Genomic DNA, 20,272 nt, shown 5'->3' with positions numbered 1-20,272 from the left:
ATTGCCAATTGACAAGGCTTATTGTATCGAACAAAAATGAGAAAATGCTGTGAAAATAAAAAAACATCCTCAATTTTTTATTTGAGATGCGGATCGGTTGAAATTCGCTGAACGAAGCGGCACAAAAATAGACACAGTCGTCCCTTTCTGCTCCACACTCTGAATCGTTATGATACCGTTGTAACGCGTGAGCAATCGTTTGGCGATGGCAAGTCCGAGTCCATACCCGCTCTCCCCGCTGCTTCTTGCTTTGTCTACCCGATACAACCGGTCCAAGACATACGGCAAATCCTGCTCGGGTATGCCGATTCCTTCATCGATGATTTCCATACAGGCTACCGTTTCTTCCACCTTGGCCCTCACGCAGACTCTCCTGCTCTCCCCGGAATACTTGACCGCATTATCCAAAAGGATCAGTAGCACTTGCTCCAAGTGTTCTTCCGATATGGCCAGAATTTCTCCAGCCAAAGGCGCAAGTTCTTGCTCAATCGTAAATGTCGGCTGAATCATGGCGAATTTCTTGACGATGTGATAGACAGCTCGATCCGGCTCATGGAGCGCGACATCCTCTTCTACCTCCACATGCTCCGCTCTCGTCAAAGCGAGCAGCTCCTGCACCAGTCCTTTTAATCTGGCGAGCTCTTGAACCGATGTCTGCAAGGATTCCTCCAAAACAGCCGGATCATGTTTACCCCAGCGCCGGAGCATTCCCAGATGCCCTTCGATAATCGCAATCGGCGTCCGCAGCTCATGTGAGGCATCTTCGACGAATTGTCTCTGCTGCAAAAAGGAACGCTCCACCTGATCCATCATTTTATTGAACATTTTCATCAAGGTCGCAATCTCATCCTGATTATCGTGAAACTGCACACGTTCATGGAATCCTTTTTGCCGGACGTTGCTCATCGTTTCATTCATCGATTGCAGGGGTCGAAGTAACTGCCTCGCGAGCAATCTGCCACCCAGACCGCTTATAATCACAGCAGTGAAGCATCCAATAGCCATGACCTGAAAGAGCGCACCACTCAACTGCCCAAACTCTTTCATATTCTTCAGAATCATCACTGTCCCGTTAAATTGAAAGATCGTAAGCGGACTGCTCATGATCAATAGGTCACCACGCACTTCTTGGGTCTGGGTGCGAATCGACTGAACAGGCGGAAGCGGTGGCAGTGTGATATCTTGAAAATTTTCCGATACGACAACAATCGGATTACCCTCTTCGTCCAGAATACGAATCATCTGGTTTCGTTGATTGATTTTCTCCAGGAAGCTGCGCAGCTCTGTGAGGTCCTCGCCCTCAAAAGATTGCTCTTTTTCCAATGCGTAGTTAAGAAATTCTCGCATTGTCTGCTGCACAACCTGCTCTTCCTGATTAAACATCCACTTCTCTACAAAAAAGTATTGGAAGCCATTATAGCCAATGAATACAAGAAAAAGCAGAAGCGACGACCAGAGTGTCAGCTTCCATTTGATCGGGAGCTTTAAAAATCTCGATGGTCCTCTCATTTTCGCATCACGTAGCCAATCCCGCGTACAGTCGAGATATAGCTGTCCTCATTGGGGGAATCGATTTTATTGCGCAAATACCGAACATATACATCGACAACATTGGTCTCGACAGCCGCCTCGAAACCCCATACAGTATCGAGCAGCACCTCGCGAGGTAGGACTCGATTGATGTTTTTCATAAACGTCACGAGTAAATCGTACTCTCTTTTGGTCAGCTCGACAGGTTGATTATTTTTAGTGACGATACGTCCCTCCATATGGACTACCAACCCTCGATGCGCGAGCATGGTTCGAGGGACATTCTCCTGTTCTTCCTGACGGCGGAACACGACGCGTATGCGTGCCAACAGCTCCTCAATCGCGAATGGCTTCGGAATATAATCATCGGCCCCACTGTCCAAGCCTGAGACGCGGTCCGTAATACTGTCTCTGGCTGTCAGCATAATTATCGGCGTTTTTTTCACGCTGCGTATTTTTTGACAAACCGCAATACCATCAAGCCCCGGAAGCATGACGTCCAATAATATGACATCCCATTCTTCCTGCAAAGCGAGCTCGAGTCCTTTATGTCCATCATGCGCGACTGTAATCGCAAACGATTCGTAGCGCAGCTCCAGTTCAATAAATCGGGCCATATTGATCTCATCTTCTATCAGCAACACTCTTTTCACGTTTTGCCCACCCTTTTGCCCATGCCGGGGAATTCCACCTGATTGTAGATGAAAATAATTATCAACGTCAATGTTCTCCTACCCAGCCCAGTAACCATACGCCCATCACCTACATAAAATATGTCAAACTGGTTCATGAAGTAAGGTGGTGTATAACATGTATGGATATCAGCCTTATGAATACCCATATGAACATGACTTGCGAGCCGTGTCCTCCCAACATGGACGGAGAACAGGACAATCTTTTGCCGAAATTCAGGGTGGCCCACTGGCACCGAACCTGCACGGCTACGTTGTTTTTACCGATGTCCCCTACGGCACCGAAGTGTTCGTCGAAGTCAGCGGCCTCCCCGCTTTCCAGCCAGCCACTGGCAATCAGCAGCAAATCGGGCCATTTGGTTTTCATTTGCATGAGCATGGCGTCTGTACGGTAGGAAATCCGGAAGATCCTTTTACCGCAGCAGGCAGTCATTGGAACCCTACACAACAACCACATGGCAACCACGTCGGCGACTTTCCCGTGCTGTTTTCCAATGACGGCTATGCACGAATGACTTTTTTCACAAACAAAATCAGTGCAGCAGATGTCGTCGGCAGAAGCTTGATCATCCATCAAGGTCCGGATGACTTCCATTCACAGCCGGCAGGAAATAGCGGAAAACGCCTGGCATGTGGATTGATCTACGCTGGATAACGCTTCCCTCGAACAGGAAAAGGGGGCAACCCTGGTTAGCTGCCCCCTCGCATTATTGAATTAGCTAGCGCCGTAATGTCGACAAATCAAATGCTGGTACAAGCCCTTCCTCGGCTGCACGACCGAGCAACGCCTCGACAGCTGCATAACCATCGTTACCCAAATTTCTCGTAAATTCATTCACGTACAAGTTAATATGCGCTTGCGCTACCTCCAGGGATAACTCCTGGGCATGGGACATGACATATTCTTGTGACGCAGTCGGATTCGCCCACGCATATTCCACAGAGGAGCGCGTCCAATTGGTCAGAGCCTCGATGTCCATTGATTTTTTCGCAATAATGGCACCCAGTGGAATCGGCAGATTGGTATCAGACTCCCACCAGTTGCCCAAGTCAGTCATGAGAGACAGCCCGTAGTTTTGATACGTAAAACGAGCCTCGTGGATTACGAGTCCTGCATCGATCTTGCCGTCACGTACAGCAGGCATAATCTCATGAAACGGCATGACGACGATCTCCCCTACACCACCCGGGACATTTTGTGCAGCCCAGAGCCGGAACAGTAGATAAGCTGTGGAGCGCTCACTCGGAACCGCTACCCGTTTGTTGGACAGGCGTGCTGGATCATTCGCGCTCTGGCCAGAATTTCCTTGCGTCAAAACGAGTGGCCCGCATCCTCTGCCCAGTGCACCGCCGCATGGGAGCAACGAGTAGTTGTCCATCACCCATGGCAATGCCGCATAGGAGATTTTCATTACTTCTGGGCCTTCTCCCTGTGCAGCAAGCGTATTCGTAATATCGATATCTGCATACATAATATCGAGCTTTGGCGCTCCCGGAATCAAATCATGTGCCCAGGCATGAAAAACAAAAGTGTCATTCGGACATGGTGAAAATGCAATTTTCATGATAGTACCTCCCGTAGTACAGAGCTTCCCTTTTCCAGAGATTCCAACGCATCTTTTATCCGCCAAGCGGATTTATCCCGCGGTCCAATTGCATTCGATACCGTGCGAATTTCCAGAACAGGTCGTCCAGCAGACTCGGCAGCAGTCGCAACGCCGTACCCCTCCATTGCTTCAGCTAGTGCTTCTGGCATCCGCTGTGCCAAAGCCGTCGCAGTTTCCGCTGTTCCCGTCACGGTGGATAGTGTGAGAATGATGCCTTTTTTGGCGACCAAGCCTGCCTCTTTCATGGAATTGGCCAGCCGTTCGACCAACTCCTGATCAACTCTTACCCGAGCTGATCCAAATCCGAGCTCGTCCACACTGCAAAAGCCCTCAGGCGTTTCTGCACCCAAATCGGCACAAATAATCTCAGTTGCGACAACCAGCGACCCGATCTCTGCTTGTCCCACGAATCCACCGCATATACCTGCACAAATGACGAGATCATAGTCCGCGCATGCAAGTGCTCTGGCTGTACTCGCTGCGGCTGCTGCCGGCCCTACTCCCCCAGCGATAACAGTGAATCGCTCATCTCCTTGAAGGCCGCGCATCACTGCATCCCGTTCTGCGTCAACGGAGGTCACGACCAAAATGCTTCTATATTGTTGTGACAAAATCATTTGCCCTGGCTCCTTTCAACCGCTTTCCATCTTCCACGTTATCGCTACTTTTCGTCTATGTAAAGCCGTTTAAAAAGTTTGTCAAAAGACAGGGAAATACTTACAATGAATCCTGTTGTCCATTTCCGTTAGATGAGAGGTGACCGATCATGCTTCATCCACCGAATCCGAACACCCATCCCGACTGGCTTGCTCCCCACTCTTTGGCCTGGTACACACAGTTGGGCAAAATGACAGGTGAATACGTATACCCATGGCGCTCTACCATTACAGAACCGAATGGCGAGTCGCTTTTTATGGAAGAAATTAGTCGTATCGTTCCGAATCAATCCGTTCTTGACATCGGCTGCGGGCATGGCGCATTCACACTGCACTGGAGCCGTTCTGCCAAAGAAATCGTCGGCTTGGATGTGACAGAAAACTTTGTGCAAAAGACCCGTACGCAAACACCCGAAAACGTCTCCTTCGTTGTCACCAATACGAAATATACCCTCCCCTTCCATGACGATACGTTCGATTGCGCCTACAATCGCAAGGGACCTACCTCCGCCTATCCAGATATAGCACGCGTCGTCAAAAGAGGAGGCGCATTCATTGGATTACATCCGGGCGATCAGTTGTCCGCCGAATTATTCGAATGGTTTCCTCATTTATTTGGTTCACGTACAGCAGACACCCCGATCTTGCAAAATCTGCAGGAGAGACTGAGACAAGCCGCTTTTCAGCGAGTGGATATTCAGACCGTGATTGCCACCGAGTATTTTCAGGCCCCGCTCGATGTCATTCGCATGCGTTGCTTTGGGCAAAGTCCCACTATTCTCACGTCCGCCATCGAACAACACATGGAGAGTGTTATGCCGATTTTTGACCGCTATGCGACTTCTGACGGTCTGCCTACTACGCATATGTATTACCTCGTACGCGCGATTGTTTGATTCGTCCTGTTAAAAAACCTCCAGCCGCATTTGGCCCGAGGTCGTCACTTCGCTTATCCTTTTAGCAAATTGCTGTTGCCGTCTTCATCCTGAAAAGTCGCATAGGTCCCCGCCATTTTGGTAATCATAATATCCTCCTTACTAATTCGAACCTTCTCATCCCATTTTAACCGTAAAAAGTTTACTTATCGCTATTAGCAAACCCAGAAGTTGACAATAGTTGCACAGAAATTTATATTTAATTACGAAATGTAAGAAACAAAACATTGAATAAGCTTCTCCCTAATAATGCATCATGTTAGTGTAAAAACAAGTTGCAGGAGGAATGCAAAGTGGGTAAGGATTTTATTGCAGCCGTAAAAGACAGAAGAACGTACTATGGGATCAGCAAGGAAAATGTTGTCTCTGATGAACGCATTAAAGAAATCGTACAGGAAGCAGTAAAGTACACACCATCCGCATTCAACTCCCAAAGCGCTCGCGTTGTCGTCCTCTTGGGTGCAGAGCACGATAAGCTGTGGAACATTACCAAAGAAACGCTGCGTAAAATCGTTCCCGCTGAAAATTTCGGAGCCACGGAAGAAAAAATGAACTCCTTCGGTAGCGGCTACGGCACTGTTCTTTTCTTTGAAGACCAAAGCGTCGTCCAAAACCTCATGCAGCAATTCGAAGCGTACAAAGATAATTTCCCGATTTGGTCCGAGCAATCTTCCGGAATGCTTCAGTATGTTGTATGGACTGCTTTGGAAATCGAGGGCTTCGGTGCTTCCTTGCAGCATTACAATCCACTCATCGATGAAGAAGTCCAACAAACGTGGAAGCTCCCTAGCGAATGGAAGCTGAGAGCACAGATGCCTTTTGGCAAGCCAACCGCTCAACCAGGAGAAAAACAATTCCAATCGTTGGATGAGAGAGTGAAGTTCTTTTCCTAAGTAACATTTTGCTCCATGTTTGTAATGGACGGCTCAGAATTTCCTATTCGGGCCGTCCTTTCGTGTATTGAGCGATTGCTTTCCTCTGTCGTCTGTGATAGTATTAGCTTAAACAAAAGATTCTTATTTAAAGCGTTCACATATTGTAAAGGGTTTACACTTATGTTTGAACCTTTTACAATGTGTGAATTTTATTTTATATAAATAAAAGTTACATATTCATTTTATTTTGTTGGAGGTAACACCCATGCAAACAGGTACAGTTAAATGGTTCAACGCAGAAAAAGGTTATGGCTTCATCGCAGTTGAAGGCGGAAACGATGTATTCGTTCACTTCAGCGCAATCCAAGGCGACGGTTTCAAAACCCTCGAAGAAGGCCAACGCGTAGAATTCAACGTGGTTGAAGGCAACCGTGGTCCACAAGCTGAGAACGTAGTAAAACTGTAAATTACACATAAAGCTGCCCTTGCGAATAACAAGGGCGGCTTTTTTTTCCAGCACTTTTTCCTCACATAATTCGTTCTTTGTTCCTAAAGGGCAGTTGACATTAGCCATGCCTCCCCATATAATCTCTTTATAATGCAGAGTAAAGCAACGGCGCTTTCTAGCATAAAATATTCAGAATGTACACATATGGAATAAACGCGACATGTATTTTCCGTTTATTTTTAGCGAGCTATGAAAGCGGTTCCAGTTGGCTGTTATTACCATTACCTGTAAACAAGTTCATACAAGTAAGCAAAGGCGCTTAGGGTATATCTCATTTATTTAATGAGATCCTAAGTGCTTTTATTGTTTACATCCGCAAAAAGGTGGGATATCCATGGAGCACATTGGAAGCGTTATTATTTACATCATCATGTTATGTGCAGTAATTGGTGCCATTGCCGCGATCCGCAACAGCGATGAGGGTCTCGGTAAGGAGTTCATGGAAGGGATTCACTCAACAGGTTACATCTTCGTTCCTGCTGCCGGTATTATGGCATCCCTCCCGTACATCTCTTGGTTCGTTGAAAAAGCGGTATCACCCATCTTCAACAAAATTGGAGCAGATCCTGCGATTGCGGCAACTGCGATTCTCGCATCTGACATGGGTGGCTATCAGTTGGCAAACCTCCTGAAGACCTCCACGGAAGGTTGGATTATGGCGATGATCGTCGGTCTGATGGCCGGTGCTACGATCGTGTTCTCCATCCCAATGGGACTTGCTATGTTGGACAAGCGCGACCATAAATACATGGCGCTTGGCGTAATGTCCGGAATTTTGACAGTTCCGATCGGTGCTTTTATCTCCAGTGCCATTCTGGTTTTGACAAATGCAGAGGTTCGCAATGAAATCTCGACGAATGCTGAATCGACTTATGCTTTTGCCATTGGCTTCGGACAGGTACTTCTGAACCTTTCACCAATTTTGTTCTTCGTATTAGCAATTGCTGCTGGTCTGCGCTTCCTGCCAGACTTGATGATTAAAGGCTTCATGATTTTCGGAAAGACAATGGATGCAGCTATCAAGCTCGTACTCGTATTCTCGATCGTGCAACACTTTACTGGTATCTTTACAAAGATTTTCGGAGCATGGGGCTTCGATCCGATCATCGCCGATCCAACCGACCAATACCGTGCGTTGGAGACCGCTGGTTACATCGGTATCATGCTCGCAGGTGCGTTCCCAATGGTTTACATGCTGCGTAAATATGCAGCGAAGCCACTCGAAGTATTGGGTAATAAGCTAGGCATGAGCCCTTCTGGTAGTGCAGGCTTGCTCGCAACGAGCGCGAACATCCTGGCGATGTTCCGTCTCATTCGTTCCATGCCGCCAAAAGACAAGGTGATCAACATTTCCTTCGGGGTTTGTTCCGCTTTCTTGTTGGGTGATCACTTGTCCTTCTCGGCAAACTTCCAACCAAACATTATCTTGCCGGTCATGCTTGGTAAATTGGGTGCAGGTATTATCGGGATTGCTTTCGCTTACTGGCTCTCCGTACCGAAAGCCCTTGAACTGGAAAAACAAGATCGTGCTGCGGGAATTATCGGTCCAGATGAGTACTTGGATCATCACAGCGCTCAAGCTGAAGTTGCAGCAACCAAACAATAAAAGCAAAAGAGCGGTCCTTCGAGGGCCGCTCTTTCCTTTACTCAACTTTCTTGCTCATCTCCCAAATTTCCAATGCAGGTACCGGCTTTTTGGAGCACCCCTCCATTGTTAATTCACGAGCTTCCTTCGACCACAAAAAAGGATAGATTGCAAACATTTCATCGCCTTTTAGCTTGGAAACGTCCTTCTCCCAATCCTTCCAGAAAAATGTCTCATAAAACGTATGGATATCCCCGGTCATTGCCCATTGCAAAAAGTCGGTATAGCCAATTTCAAGATCCTCCCACGCAAGACTGTCCGGAGCGAAATACCATATACCGCCTATCGAATCCGGAAACATTCCACCATTGATCGCAAAGAACCCCCCTATGACATCGTCTGCTACCAGCAGCATCCCGTTCAAGGCACATTGCTGATTCCAAGAAGTGATGGAACGGGGTAAATAAGGATGGCCAGACCCTAGAATCCGTAGCCAGCCTTGGTGTATCAGAATCCCGCCTGTTTCAAAAGCAACAGCACCTAGAGTTGACCTCGTCGTCACTTGTAGATCAACAAGCTGTTTTTTCCCCTTCTCCTTTTCAGATGGAAGAAGGGTAATTTTCCGGTCTGATGCTGACTGCCATTTGTTTATTTCTTCCAACGCTGAATCCTTTTCGCAGTACAATTCCTCGAAGCTTTTCATTTCTGCCTCCACTCCCAAACTATTGGCGCGGCGCCCATAAGATGACGCTCACTCCGACCAAGCAGATGATAGCGCCCACCCAATCATACAAATCGGGTGTCTTTTTATCCACCAACCATCCCCAAAAAACCGCAAGAATGATAAAAACCCCTCCATAGGCGGCATATACCCGCCCGAAGGAAGGGAAGCTTTGAAGCGTAGGAATGATTCCGTACAAAACCAAGATCAGCGCACCAACGATACCGTACCAGTACGGCTTGGACTCCTTTAGCCACAGCCATACCAAATATCCCCCGCCGATTTCCGCCAATCCCGCCAAAATAAACAAGAGTATCGTTGCTGTCATTCATGTCTCCTCTTTTCCTATCAAAACAAGTAAGCGTAAAGATCACGTCTATTGGCTCGCCATGACGGACAAATCCTCAAAATCTATCCTTGATGGGCAGCTTGTGGAGAGCAGCACAAATCTCCTTCGCCCGATTCAAGTGCAGATTTCAGGCTCCCCAGAACATGAGACCAAGCCATTTCGTGCCAACCCCGAGCCTTTTCCCACTCCTCTCCCTCTTTCCAACCGAAATGCTCGACCAATACTTGCGTTTTCCCCCCTGCTTCAGACAAAGTGACAAGCACATAAGTCAAAGCATCCTCGTGATTCATGGTATCTGCGAATTCATCCGGTCCCTTCCATGTAAAGCCGAGGCGCTCCTTCGGTTCAAAATGGGTAATGATGCAGCCTTTCGTCCCCATCTGGTCGCGATTGGCTGGATGGAAGTACAATTCATACGCTCCGCCCAGGTACGGCTCAATCGTTGCATCAGGCGCAAACCACTGCACAAGCCGTTCCTTTCGTGTCCATGCCCACCAAACCAGCTCTATAGATGATGATACTTCTATCTCCGCTTTCAAGAAACCCATTATGCTTCCCCCCAACTATTTTCCTAACAGTTTGAAAATAGCAATTTCTGTATAGCCAGTCAATACAGAACACTCGCTACTTCCAACTTCACGTCCGAGCGAGATTTCAAGTGTAAAAATGAGTCTGAATAAGTCTGAATGGAATATTTTTTACTAAAAAGTGTAATTGTGCAGTAATCGCATAAGAATGAATGCTATAATAGCTAAGTAAGTAAAAAATTTCACAATGGGGAGAGGAACGATGGAACAACCACTTGCTAAATCGGCTCATCAGAAATTACCCATTGGAAAATTGCTCAAGAGGATCTTCGGTATCCTGATTGGTGCTTCCCTGTTTTCGGTAGCGCTCGAGATTTTTCTCGTACCGAACAATATTATTGACGGTGGAATCGTAGGTATCTCGATTATTACCTCGCATCTGTCTGGGTTGCCTCTTGGCGTTTTCCTGTTCGTGCTTAACTTGCCCTTCTTAATTATAGGGTATAAGCAAATCGGAAAAACGTTTGCACTCTCAACCCTCTTTGGGGTTACGATCATGTCAATTGGAACGACACTCCTTCACCCTGTCAAAGGGCTAACGGATGATCCCCTGCTTGCAGCTGTTTTTGGCGGCATACTTCTAGGGATTGGCGTAGGACTCGTTCTCCGCTATGGAGGCTCTCTGGACGGTACAGAGATCGTCGCTGTACTGCTTAACAAGAAATCTCCGTTCTCCGTTGGTGAGATCGTAATGTTTATGAACTTATTCATTTTGAGCAGTGCCGGATTTGTATTCGGTTGGGATCGCGCGATGTACTCGCTGATCGCCTATTACATTGCATTCAAAATGATCGATCTGACCATCGAAGGCTTCCAGGAGTCGAAAGCGGTATGGATTATTAGCGACAATCACAAGGATTTGGGAGATGCGATTGTTGCTCGTCTGGGTCGTGGCGTTACCTATTTGAATGGGGAAGGCGGCTATACCGGAGACGACAAGAAAGTGATTTTCTGCATTATTACGCGTTTGGAAGAAGCCAAGCTGAAGCTGATCGTGGAAGAAGTGGACCCGAATGCCTTCCTGGCTGTGGGCAATATTCACGATGTGCGCGGTGGGCAGTTTAAGAAGAACGCGATTCATTAAAAGGAAAAAAGTGTACCCTATAGAGTGGGCGTTGGGGAACGTCTGTCTATAGGGTATTTTTTTGTAATTACGAGTACAAATTTTCTTTGTAAGAATGCTTTTTACATGAATAAACCCCAAAGGACTCTCCACTCCCGGTTCATTCTACCTATTGCCTCTTCTAACGTAATATGAAATAGCTCGACCATATCATTAGCAATCAACTCTAAAAAATTCCTCAGAGCGCTCATCGGTTAGCATTTGAAATTTACTCATGGATTTTTCACCTCAACTTATACTACTGATACCCTGATCATTTGTTATTCTAAGTTAATTTCACCTGTCACTAAATTTAACGCATTGGGTATTTCCCTCTACTCATTCATCAGGCTCGTTGACATCATTTCTTTCTAAACAATTCTGTTCATATCTACTAGATATTTCGTTCCTGAAAAATACCATCTAGTACCTCAAAGCATATAAAAAGGCTACCATTTACACTAATTCCATTACATAGATCTTTTAAAACGGATATTTCCTCTATATCATCATCAGAAAAAATTGACCAAGTACCTCCACTTTACATCATCATCCTATTCTGTGATGTTTTTGTGAGTGATTTGTCAGTTGTCTCCCGGTCTTACATGTTCAATAGACTGTTATTGAAATAAGAATAATAATTCAAGCAAAAAAAGAAACCTTCACTCCTTCGCTTAGCTCCGCATTTTTCACCTTGACCGGTTCGCATGAATCCGATTCTAATAAGAAAATCTCAAAAAGGGTGATGTTACCTATTAGGGATAAAACGGTTCATTTGGGTCGGAGCTATTTTTCTCTTCCTCAAGAGCAAAATATCACAAAGAACCCCAGACAAGCATATGCTCGTCTGGGGTTTATAACATTAGTCTTTCTCTAATACATAGGTTTTTACAAGATTATCTTCTTCGTCAAATACGTATATTCTTTCACAATTGTTGCATCGCCAGACATCATTTTTTGGTGGAAATATATCTCTGATTGATGATAACCCAAGAATTTCTTCGTACTCTAGATCAGAATACACCCTTAGTTGAACTTCATTAGGAGAACTGGTGTTCGAAAGTATCTTTCCACATTTACATTGCATTCCAGCCATTTATTTTTCATCTCCTATGTCATATTTTCAGGATAACCATAATTAAATTTGTAAATCCCGTCTTTAGTCCAAATATGGACTTCCTTTCCCCATACTTGATCTTTCATTTTTCTAGCTGTGTCATAAATAACCTCATAAATATTGAAGACTGATGGATCACTTTTCAACTTTCTCATATCATAAATTACAACATGTGCTTGTTGTTTCAGTAGACCTTCACGTATCTTGTCACTTGCTGAATTAATGTTCAGTAGACCATTTTGAGGGTTTGCTGTTTTTAACTCTGTAGGGACACCATCAACATCAAAATCGTAAGTTTTTTGACCTTTTATCCTTGGAATAGGCTTTACATCATGCCCCATTTCCAACAAGTTCTCCACTACATTTTTCTCATCATTATCAAAGTCATTCAGGCTTCCAATTATGTCCCCTCGACTTCTATCATCCCCGCTTCTCCAGCCATAATGTTTAATACCTACACCTTTCAGAAATTCTGAGTCTGTAATATCTCCGTCGAACCAAGCATCTACGTACGTGCCATCGTGAATCCCATATTGATACGTAAAAAATGACCACGAAAAATCTATACCTCTTTTTCTATGTCCACTTGGATCAGTGTATCTCAATGGATTATTCTCCACATACGTATACCTGTTAAGCGTCAGCGGATTATCCACCGCACCCTTATACGCATCCTCCGAAATAAACCGCCCAACACTCGGATCATAGTACCTAGCACGTAGATAATACAGCCCTGTTTCCGAGTCGTAAATCTCGCCCGTATACATAAACGGATTTTCCATAGACTCCGACTTCGCAACAACGTTACCCCAAATATCGTATTCGTAGGTGTTGAGTACTTGTCCGTTTCTGTCTACGATCTTTTTGACATTGCCCAGACTGTCTCCGAGGTAATAGCCACCTTGCTGCCCGCCACTTTGGAGCTTGCGGAATAAAATGCCGTTGCCCCAGATGTTTCGGGCTTTCACATTTCCGTTTTGATCTAATTCTTCTATCACATACCCATTTACGTAAACATATTTCGTAGCATCCCCATTGGATTCCTTCACAGCACGTAATCCATCCGGATTGTACGCGAAAGAACCGCTGTCCCCATTCTGTTTCGAATAGGTTTTCAAGCGGTTCAATCCATCATAGGTAAATGTATAGCTGTCTCTTGTATGTGGCTCGGTGCCTTCCACATGTTCCCGATTGCCTCTTGTGTCGTAACGATAGGTGCGCTCGCCCTGCGGATTCGACTCCGTCGCGATTCGATCAATCTGATCGTACTCGTAGCGATAGGTCTTTCCGTTTTGCTGAATCTCTGTTTTGTTGCCAAATGCATCATAGCGTAACTGTTCCGACCACACGGAAGCACCATTTTGCGTATGCCCTGTTGTGACAGCTTCCCCAAAGGAATTGTATTCTTTCCGAGCCTCTACGCCATTCGGATAGCGAACCGTCTCCGTGTCACCAGAGGAGCTGCGTGTGTAATGATAGGTGATCAACCCGGAAAGTGTACTATCGACGCTCTTGATTCTGCCTTCATAGTCGTAAGAATAGTTGACTCTCGTACCATCTGGATATGTCAGGTAATCCATGGCACTATCGTCGTTTTCGTAGCCAATCGTGTAGCTACGGTTAAACGCTGTCTGGTTTTTCAAGCGACCATATGCATCGTAGCTGTATGCGATTTCTTGCCCATCGCTGTTTGACTGTCTGATGATCTGGCGAGTAATGGCATCATACTCATTTGTACTCGTATAAACAGTGGTGCCATCCGTTTTGCTTACACGTAACTCGGCTATTTCATAAAACGGCGTGTAGCTGTATTGATGAACATTTCCTGCCTTATCGGTGACAGAATCAATTTCACCGTTCAACTGATAGCGTATGCTTTCACTCTGATTTCCCTGTCCATCGGATTCTCCCAATTTCCAGGAGAGATTATTATAGGCATACTGTCTAGTCTCTGTGCCATTTTCCGTTACCTTGACGAGGTTACCTTGAGGATCATAATCATAACGATACTCTTGATTCAGTGGATCAATTAAATATACAAGGTTTCCTGAAACATCGTACAAATAGTTCCAATGACGGACTCCTCCATCGTAGCCATAGACTTCTTTCGCCGAGAGCCTGCCCCATCCGTCATAGTCATATTCGATCCGTCGTGTTTGACTGAGGTCCTGCTCCACTTGTACATAACCGAATTGGTCAAACAACTGAACAGTTTGCAAGCCATTCGGGTGCTGGGCAACAGCGGCTCCTTGTGGCAAATAGCTGTCCTCAGTTACTGCTGTGTTCGCATAGGAATGAGACGTTGTTTCTCCCTTTGAATTCGTAACAGACTTCAGGCTGCCATCCGTATAGTAGTCATATTCCAGCTTACGTTCTTCCATTCCATTCGGGGTAGTGGAACGAACATGTCTGCCGTCAAACAAGCTTCTGCTATACTCGTTGGCAACCAGCGATCTTGCACCGCTGTCACTCACTTCTTCCTGTAATTCCACATCACCATGAACGGTATAGTACGTAACCTGTTTCAATGCATAAGGGTCTGCTTCTCCATTCGTAAATACTTCTTTGGTCACTTTACGCGAAGCATCGTCGAAGGTATACGCAACTGTCTTTTTCTGTCCGTCGTGATCAAAAACTTCTTCGTTAAGACGATCCAGATTGTCATAGAAGTAGTGAACTGTACTGCCATCACTGAAAGTTTGTGTCTCTAACAAATCCAGACCATTCACATATTCATAGTGAAAAACAAGATCGGTAGTCTGATTGCCCAAATCAACTTCCTTGATAGCCTTTTCGATCACGTGTCCATAATTGTCGTACTGATCAAATGTTGTCACCAAATAGCTATCAGAAATCGCAGGATCAGTCGTAGAAGTGATCTCTTCTATTTTCGAAACCTGTTCGTCAGTGTTGTACTCCAGATTACGGATAACCGTATCTGTTCTTTCACCTGTACTGGTTGGGTAGGTTCGTTCTTCTGTTTCCTGATCAATCAGCCTATCGGCATTAAAGGTGAACGAATTAGTCTGTACCAACGTGTTGTCACTTGATTTTTTGGTAATCTTTTCAACAGGGCGATATGCTCGATCTTCTCCCCATACGGTAAAAAACTCATAGTTCCATTTCGTCACAATGCCACTGGCGTCAACATGCTCAGTGATATCTCCGAAGTCGTTATAGCGGAACTTTGAGATCTTTGCATAATTGGGTAAAATCTCTTCGGTCGCAGAATCAATTTGCAAAGAACCATCGGCATCTACTTGCGGGTCCATCAAGAACTCACGAACCGTTTCGTTGGGGACACCGTCCATAAAACTGAATTGATAGATTGGCTTTTTATTCTGATAGGCATAGGTTGTATATTGGATGGGGTTGTATTTGTAGGTTGTATTACCGTCGCTGATTTGCAAATCTGGATTGTTCCGCAGCGTTTTGGTTCGAATCCGCTTTACTAGATGGTTCCCGCTTTCATCAGTCTCAAAGGTCTTCTCAACTCCATGTAAAAAGGAATCATATTCAATCGTAGAAACAATATCGCCGAAACGCTCATCTGCGTCGATCAATCGATGGAACGACCAGCTTCTTGGCTTCTTCCAGATTTCCCACATTTTCCCTATGCTGTATTCCAAGCTGTACATGACTTCTTCTTCTGTCTTTCCGTACGGAATGTAACTGAAATCAACCATACTTACTGGATGATAGCTGACATAGGACAGAATATTGTCATCCTGGTAAAGTCGAACAACTCCACGGCTTTGTGCCACTTTATTTTCCTGATAGATGGAATAGTAATAGGTCATCGTTAACCCATTGATCGGATAATGAACCGATCGCAACAGCATGTAATCCAAATTTTTGTTGCGATTTTCGTTATCCTGATCCAAGTAATCGTACGACTCAAAAGCAAAGGAATCATCACGACTGAAGGTATAATCGCTAATAAGGTTAAATTCTGCCTCCCTCATTTCATACTCATAGGTAGCAACGACTTCATTGTTTTGTTCAACGGAAACCAACTCAGCAGATGTGCTGCGTTCAGGATTCGTATTGTTGCTGTACACGACATCATAGTCAACCGTTTTGATTGGCTCATCCTGATCTTTATCTGTTTCATCTCTGTACAGCTTCAGGTTTTTAATTCCGCCTGCCGTATCACGCTCCATCACTACAAAGCGTCCATAGGTATCCTCGATTTCGACGACAGAGTCATTTTGTTCATCCATTCGATATCGGATCGTATCGCCAAATGGGTTGCGTTTTGTGACCAACAGCTCACTGCCAGATCGCTCAAACGTATAACGAAATCCATTGACAATTAATTCAACATCTCGTCCCTCTGCTTGTTCGGTAAAGGAGATTCCTTCATAGGGATAATTCACCCACTTATTCCCTTCCCGGATGAGAGTCGTACCGTCTTCCAGATGAAAAACATAGCGCGATACGCTTCTGCCCGCTTCGTCCTCCCGAACAGCTAAACGATATTGCGTTTTCTCCTCCCCATTTTCCGTAAAGAGACTGACTTCTTCTGTTGTAATCTCGTCATAATATTCAAACATCGGAATATTGAAGGTCCACCCTGTTGCAAAGGGAATGAACTCGTTTTTAAACAACTTAGTTTCCCTGCGATTTTCCCACGTTTCATTTCTACTATCGTATTTCAATACAGGTTCTCTCGTTTTGCTATCCAACTGGTTGTACATCCGTTGAATGACCAGATCCATTCCGTTCTTCCCTGACAAAGCCAAGTCTGTCTCAACCAGATTCGCAGCACGATAAAACTCGTCTACGGGTTTGCCCGAGTACGTTTTCGTGTAATACTGCGCCATTTGTCCTACTGAGTATTGGACGTCTTCAGCTGCAAGTGCGAGCCCCATTGTCTGCTTGCTCCATTCAGCTACTTCCTGTTTTTTCTCAAACGTAAAAATGTCAGGAACGTGGGTCATTAATTGTTCCCGTTGACTAGTCGTTACACTTTTCAGCAAATCTTGGACCACTTTATCGTTCCATGTATTTTGCTCTACCTTTTCCTTGCTGCTCAACAGCTTTCGCAGCTTCGGATAGAAGTAAGAGGCGATCTGCATCGATTTGCGATCAAATGTTTTCGTCATTTCGGTCACTGTCTCAACTGAGAGCGGGTCCCATGACAGTTCCTTCAGCTCCGCTTGTGTCAACACTGGCACTTGAGCAGCGTCTGTTTCCTGAGGGCTTTTAGATGGGACGTTATTGATTTTCTCAATGACCCATTCTTTCGTATCCTTCTTTACAGACTTATTGGTTGGTGTCGCATAGGCCATACTTGGAAAAATCGCGGTCGTGACCAAAGCGGCTGTTACAAATGACGTTAGCCATTTTTGTAAGTTCATGATGGTTATCCCTCCTTTAATTCACTCTTGTTTTTGTTAACACGATCCCGTTTTCATCGTAGGTGATCTCGATAATTAGAGTCCCGTTCTCATAAATTTGAGTCAATTGATTCCGGTTATTGTAAACATATTGGAATGAACCTCCGCTGACAGTGTCGATGAAATCAAAACGAAACGGATTACTCGTAAGATTGGTAGAGGCACCGACTACTTTTGCGGGATCAATAGATACAGTTGCGTTCGATACGTCATTTACGTTCGCATGATTCATTGCCTTGCCCGTAAATGCAATAAATATTTGTGTGTCACTTACCCTTGTAACCTGAAGACCTAAGCCTGCGGGTAAGTTATTCACAGTGACTCCGGAAGACATGTCATGAACAAATGTTCCATTGGCAAGTGTAACAACCTGTGTAGCCGTAATGGTTCCGTCATTGAGCAAGTTTTCCTGGATAACCGCAGATCCTACTGAAATCGTAGGGCTCGCTGAAGGATCAGCACTCGTATTCAGCCTCACAAAAGAGAAATCATCACTATATGCCCAAAGCACAACATAGATAGTCTCACCGGATGTTACATACATCTGAATCTCTGAAAACAGCGATTCTCCATTGTCATCGTTCGTGGCAATTTGATTCGTCAGATTTTCGTCAGAATAGAGTTCGAGTACAGTATCCACAACCATATCCCCTTCGCCAAAAGGACTTGTGGAAAATTTTACATATCCCGAAGCATCAGGCGTAAATTTGTATACATTTCTTGATACGCCTTCCAGCGTGACGTCCAGAGGATTGTTCGTCTTCAGTTCTGGATACGATTGCGGGTCGAGCTCTGCCCGAATTCGCGTGTGAAGATTTCCGCTGAGAGCACTTAGTTTGACAAAATACGGTTGACCTCCAACCAAATGTGACGTTACCTCTGAGAAGCGTGTTAGGTCGGAAACATCATCGTTGTCTGCGAGCAAATCTGTCAGACTCGAATTGGAATACAACTCAATCATCGTGTCATTTTCCGGGCCAACGTCACCATATGGTCCTGTATAAATCCGAAAGACTCCATCGGTTGTCGGTGTTAATTGAAAAACCTGATCGACTCCTTCAGGGAGACTGACATCGTATGGCTGAAAGACATATAACTGATCTTCTGCCAGCCGTAGTTGATACGGTTCGTCGGTAGAAAAATCAAACCCATACACAACTGGATAATACTTGCTTCCGGCCGTTGCCTGGAACGAAGCCATTTCTTCTTCACCTGTACCATTGGCACTGCTTGCTACTACCTCCCCAAGCTCATCAAGGACATAGACGTCATAATCCATGGCAGAAGGAACTTGCAGGCTGACTGTTATCGGAGCATTTTTCTTGGCCTCGAACCAATAAAAGTCCTGATCGCCTGAGTACGACAGGTAACTTTCGATTGAATTCCCAATGCTGACCGGAGAAGCCTGTGAAACCTCATCATTCGGCTCGTATAGATCGACAGAAGCTACAGAAATTGCTTTTGCAGCAGCAAAAGACCTCACAGGCGGACTCGTTAATTGCATCCGTGCCGTTTTCAATTCAGCTTGGTATTTCTCAAGTGAACCTCCTGTTCTCTTGTCTTTCCATTTTGCGAGAAGTTCGTTTCTTTCCCGATTCAATTTTTTTGCCAGTTCGAGATCCTTGTTTTTGACGGAAAGCTTCATGAGCAGCTCCCATTCATTTTGATAATGGACCCACTCACGATCTATTTGCTGGATAGACCGATCTGTCGCCTCCATTGGCAAAGCCTTTTTGGAAGGATTGTCTCTTTCTTTTGCAATAATCGATGCGGGTTGCAACATGAGACAACAAACCAAGAAAAAAATAAGATGCTTCCTTTTCATGTGATTCCTGTACCCCTTTCTTTTGGTTTTGTTAAACGATGAAACCAACCACCAAACGCAAACAGCCACCCGGCTGATCACCGGATGGCTGCTATCTTGCTTCGTATTGATTTCTTTCGTTTGACTCTAGTATAGCCTGACTGGAACTATCTCGGGCAAAATGAACGCTTGTGTGAGCTTCTGTAAAGAAGTGTCTACCATATGTTTCCACAACGTAAAAAATAGAGTACGATACTCCTATATCTCATGGAAAAAGGAGGTTTTCTCAGTGAATCAAGCATTCTCGATAGAGCGCGTCCCTTTTGAACAGAAGCACGCTCTCAAGCAACTGTTGGAGCTGTATACGTACGACTTCACTGAGTTTGAGCCTTTCGAAGTAGATGACGACGGCTTGTTTGGCTATGACTACTTTGAGAAGTATTGGGTCGAACCAGAACGCCATCCCTTTTTTATCAAGGTTAATGGAAAGCTGGCCGGGTTTGTCCTCGTCCGCATGCTCACAAGCTCTGATCCGGATTTGCCATCCATCCACTCCATTGCCGAATTTTTCATCATGAAACGCTACCGTCGGCAAGGGATCGGAAAAGCGGCCTCTCATCAAATCTTCAAATTGTTCCCGGGTGCCTGGGAAGTCTTTCAATTGGAAAACAACGTGCCTGCCATCGGCTTTTGGCGTGCCAGCATCCGCGATTACACAGCCAATCACTATCAAGAGCGTCAAGTGGATGGCAAAGTCATACAAACGTTCCTTTCGAAACCATAGCAGAAAAAAGCCAAGGGA

General features: G+C 45.3%; 17 protein-coding genes. 7 read left to right on the top strand and 10 right to left on the bottom strand.

What is annotated here, in order from left to right; genetic code table 11:
* Positions 1–69: 69 nt before the first annotated feature.
* Both HP567_RS07755 and HP567_RS07750 read right to left on the bottom strand, forming a co-directional pair.
* Positions 70–1,509 (bottom strand): sensor histidine kinase, encoded by a 1,440-nt coding sequence (locus HP567_RS07755; protein ID WP_173611335.1) that lies wholly within the window; start codon positions 1,507–1,509, stop codon positions 70–72.
* Complete coding sequence (locus HP567_RS07750) at positions 1,506–2,183, bottom strand: response regulator transcription factor (protein WP_173611334.1); 678 nt, start codon at positions 2,181–2,183, stop codon at positions 1,506–1,508. The genes HP567_RS07755 and HP567_RS07750 overlap by 4 nt, the downstream gene beginning before the upstream one ends.
* 157 nt (positions 2,184–2,340) lie before the next feature.
* Between HP567_RS07750 and HP567_RS07745 the strand changes: the two genes are divergently transcribed.
* Positions 2,341–2,877, top strand: a complete 537-nt coding sequence (locus tag HP567_RS07745) for a superoxide dismutase family protein (RefSeq protein WP_173611333.1) — start codon at positions 2,341–2,343, stop codon at positions 2,875–2,877.
* A 64-nt stretch (positions 2,878–2,941) separates the two neighbouring features.
* Here HP567_RS07745 and HP567_RS07740 read toward each other — a convergent pair whose 3' ends face one another.
* Complete coding sequence (locus tag HP567_RS07740) at positions 2,942–3,787, bottom strand: 1,4-dihydroxy-6-naphthoate synthase (protein WP_173611332.1); 846 nt, start codon at positions 3,785–3,787, stop codon at positions 2,942–2,944.
* Positions 3,784–4,446, bottom strand: coding sequence for a futalosine hydrolase (locus tag HP567_RS07735; protein ID WP_173611331.1), 663 nt, complete (start codon positions 4,444–4,446; stop codon positions 3,784–3,786). Before HP567_RS07735 ends, HP567_RS07740 begins: the two co-directional genes overlap by 4 nt.
* Before the next feature lie 149 nt (positions 4,447–4,595).
* Between HP567_RS07735 and HP567_RS07730 the strand changes: the two genes are divergently transcribed.
* The 4 genes from HP567_RS07730 (at position 4,596) to eutH (ending at position 8,409) form a co-directional block, all read left to right on the top strand.
* Positions 4,596–5,381: a class I SAM-dependent methyltransferase gene (locus tag HP567_RS07730; RefSeq protein WP_173611330.1), complete on the top strand. Its 786-nt coding sequence runs from the start codon at positions 4,596–4,598 to the stop codon at positions 5,379–5,381.
* Between the two features lie 332 nt (positions 5,382–5,713).
* Positions 5,714–6,313, top strand: a complete 600-nt coding sequence (locus HP567_RS07725; protein WP_173611329.1) for a nitroreductase family protein — start codon at positions 5,714–5,716, stop codon at positions 6,311–6,313.
* A 247-nt stretch (positions 6,314–6,560) separates the two neighbouring features.
* On the top strand, positions 6,561–6,761 hold the full coding sequence (locus HP567_RS07720) for a cold-shock protein (RefSeq protein WP_048031362.1): 201 nt from the start codon (positions 6,561–6,563) through the stop codon (positions 6,759–6,761).
* Between the two features lie 376 nt (positions 6,762–7,137).
* Entirely contained in the window at positions 7,138–8,409 is a 1,272-nt protein-coding gene (gene eutH / locus HP567_RS07715; protein ID WP_173611328.1) for an ethanolamine utilization protein EutH, read from the top strand.
* Between the two features lie 37 nt (positions 8,410–8,446).
* Here eutH and HP567_RS07710 read toward each other — a convergent pair whose 3' ends face one another.
* The 3 genes from HP567_RS07710 to HP567_RS07700 all read right to left on the bottom strand — a co-directional run bounded on the left by HP567_RS07710 (position 8,447) and on the right by HP567_RS07700 (position 10,006).
* The gene (locus HP567_RS07710) at positions 8,447–9,091 is read right to left on the bottom strand and encodes a DUF2625 domain-containing protein (RefSeq protein WP_173611327.1); all 645 of its coding nucleotides are present in this window, start codon (positions 9,089–9,091) and stop codon (positions 8,447–8,449) included.
* Between the two features lie 19 nt (positions 9,092–9,110).
* The gene (locus HP567_RS07705) at positions 9,111–9,437 is read right to left on the bottom strand and encodes a YnfA family protein (RefSeq protein WP_173611326.1); all 327 of its coding nucleotides are present in this window, start codon (positions 9,435–9,437) and stop codon (positions 9,111–9,113) included.
* An 83-nt stretch (positions 9,438–9,520) separates the two neighbouring features.
* The gene (locus tag HP567_RS07700; protein ID WP_173611325.1) at positions 9,521–10,006 is read right to left on the bottom strand and encodes an SRPBCC family protein; all 486 of its coding nucleotides are present in this window, start codon (positions 10,004–10,006) and stop codon (positions 9,521–9,523) included.
* Between the two features lie 241 nt (positions 10,007–10,247).
* On the opposite strand from HP567_RS07700, the gene HP567_RS07695 reads away from it, so the two are divergent.
* Complete coding sequence (locus HP567_RS07695) at positions 10,248–11,129, top strand: YitT family protein (RefSeq protein ID WP_173611324.1); 882 nt, start codon at positions 10,248–10,250, stop codon at positions 11,127–11,129.
* Between the two features lie 880 nt (positions 11,130–12,009).
* Here the strand turns inward: HP567_RS07695 and HP567_RS07690 are convergent.
* Genes HP567_RS07690 through HP567_RS07680 form a run of 3 tightly spaced genes read right to left on the bottom strand, consistent with a single transcriptional unit; the run spans position 12,010 to position 19,449 of the window.
* Complete coding sequence (locus HP567_RS07690; RefSeq protein WP_173611323.1) at positions 12,010–12,243, bottom strand: hypothetical protein; 234 nt, start codon at positions 12,241–12,243, stop codon at positions 12,010–12,012.
* 14 nt (positions 12,244–12,257) lie between these two features.
* Positions 12,258–17,627, bottom strand: a complete 5,370-nt coding sequence (locus HP567_RS07685; RefSeq protein ID WP_173611322.1) for an RHS repeat domain-containing protein — start codon at positions 17,625–17,627, stop codon at positions 12,258–12,260.
* A gap of 16 nt (positions 17,628–17,643) precedes the next feature.
* Positions 17,644–19,449 carry a hypothetical protein gene (locus HP567_RS07680; RefSeq protein ID WP_173611321.1) on the bottom strand — a complete coding sequence of 602 codons (1,806 nt, stop codon included), beginning with the start codon at positions 19,447–19,449 and terminating at the stop codon, positions 17,644–17,646.
* A gap of 310 nt (positions 19,450–19,759) precedes the next feature.
* Between HP567_RS07680 and HP567_RS07675 the strand changes: the two genes are divergently transcribed.
* Positions 19,760–20,254, top strand: coding sequence for a GNAT family N-acetyltransferase (locus HP567_RS07675; protein ID WP_173611320.1), 495 nt, complete (start codon positions 19,760–19,762; stop codon positions 20,252–20,254).
* Positions 20,255–20,272 lie beyond the last annotated feature (18 nt).

Source organism: Brevibacillus sp. M2.1A, from assembly GCF_013284355.2.
In the GTDB taxonomy this organism is placed as follows: Bacteria; Bacillota; Bacilli; order Brevibacillales; family Brevibacillaceae; genus Brevibacillus.
This window is presented reverse-complemented; position numbering and strand designations above follow the sequence as displayed.

Excerpts from the sequence above, each read along its gene's own strand:
- HP567_RS07695 (WP_173611324.1), top strand. The coding sequence starts at position 10,248 with ATGGAACAACCACTTGCTAAATCGGCTCATCAGAAATTACCCATTGGA.
- HP567_RS07685 (WP_173611322.1), bottom strand. The coding sequence starts at position 17,627 with ATGAACTTACAAAAATGGCTAACGTCATTTGTAACAGCCGCTTTGGTC.
- HP567_RS07740 (WP_173611332.1), bottom strand. The coding sequence starts at position 3,787 with ATGAAAATTGCATTTTCACCATGTCCGAATGACACTTTTGTTTTTCAT.
- HP567_RS07690 (WP_173611323.1), bottom strand. The coding sequence starts at position 12,243 with ATGGCTGGAATGCAATGTAAATGTGGAAAGATACTTTCGAACACCAGT.
- HP567_RS07745 (WP_173611333.1), top strand. The coding sequence starts at position 2,341 with ATGTATGGATATCAGCCTTATGAATACCCATATGAACATGACTTGCGA.
- eutH (WP_173611328.1), top strand. The coding sequence starts at position 7,138 with ATGGAGCACATTGGAAGCGTTATTATTTACATCATCATGTTATGTGCA.
- HP567_RS07730 (WP_173611330.1), top strand. The coding sequence starts at position 4,596 with ATGCTTCATCCACCGAATCCGAACACCCATCCCGACTGGCTTGCTCCC.
- HP567_RS07720 (WP_048031362.1), top strand. The coding sequence starts at position 6,561 with ATGCAAACAGGTACAGTTAAATGGTTCAACGCAGAAAAAGGTTATGGC.
- HP567_RS07700 (WP_173611325.1), bottom strand. The coding sequence starts at position 10,006 with ATGGGTTTCTTGAAAGCGGAGATAGAAGTATCATCATCTATAGAGCTG.
- HP567_RS07680 (WP_173611321.1), bottom strand. The coding sequence starts at position 19,449 with ATGTTGCAACCCGCATCGATTATTGCAAAAGAAAGAGACAATCCTTCC.
- HP567_RS07735 (WP_173611331.1), bottom strand. The coding sequence starts at position 4,446 with ATGATTTTGTCACAACAATATAGAAGCATTTTGGTCGTGACCTCCGTT.
- HP567_RS07710 (WP_173611327.1), bottom strand. The coding sequence starts at position 9,091 with ATGAAAAGCTTCGAGGAATTGTACTGCGAAAAGGATTCAGCGTTGGAA.
- HP567_RS07755 (WP_173611335.1), bottom strand. The coding sequence starts at position 1,509 with ATGAGAGGACCATCGAGATTTTTAAAGCTCCCGATCAAATGGAAGCTG.
- HP567_RS07705 (WP_173611326.1), bottom strand. The coding sequence starts at position 9,437 with ATGACAGCAACGATACTCTTGTTTATTTTGGCGGGATTGGCGGAAATC.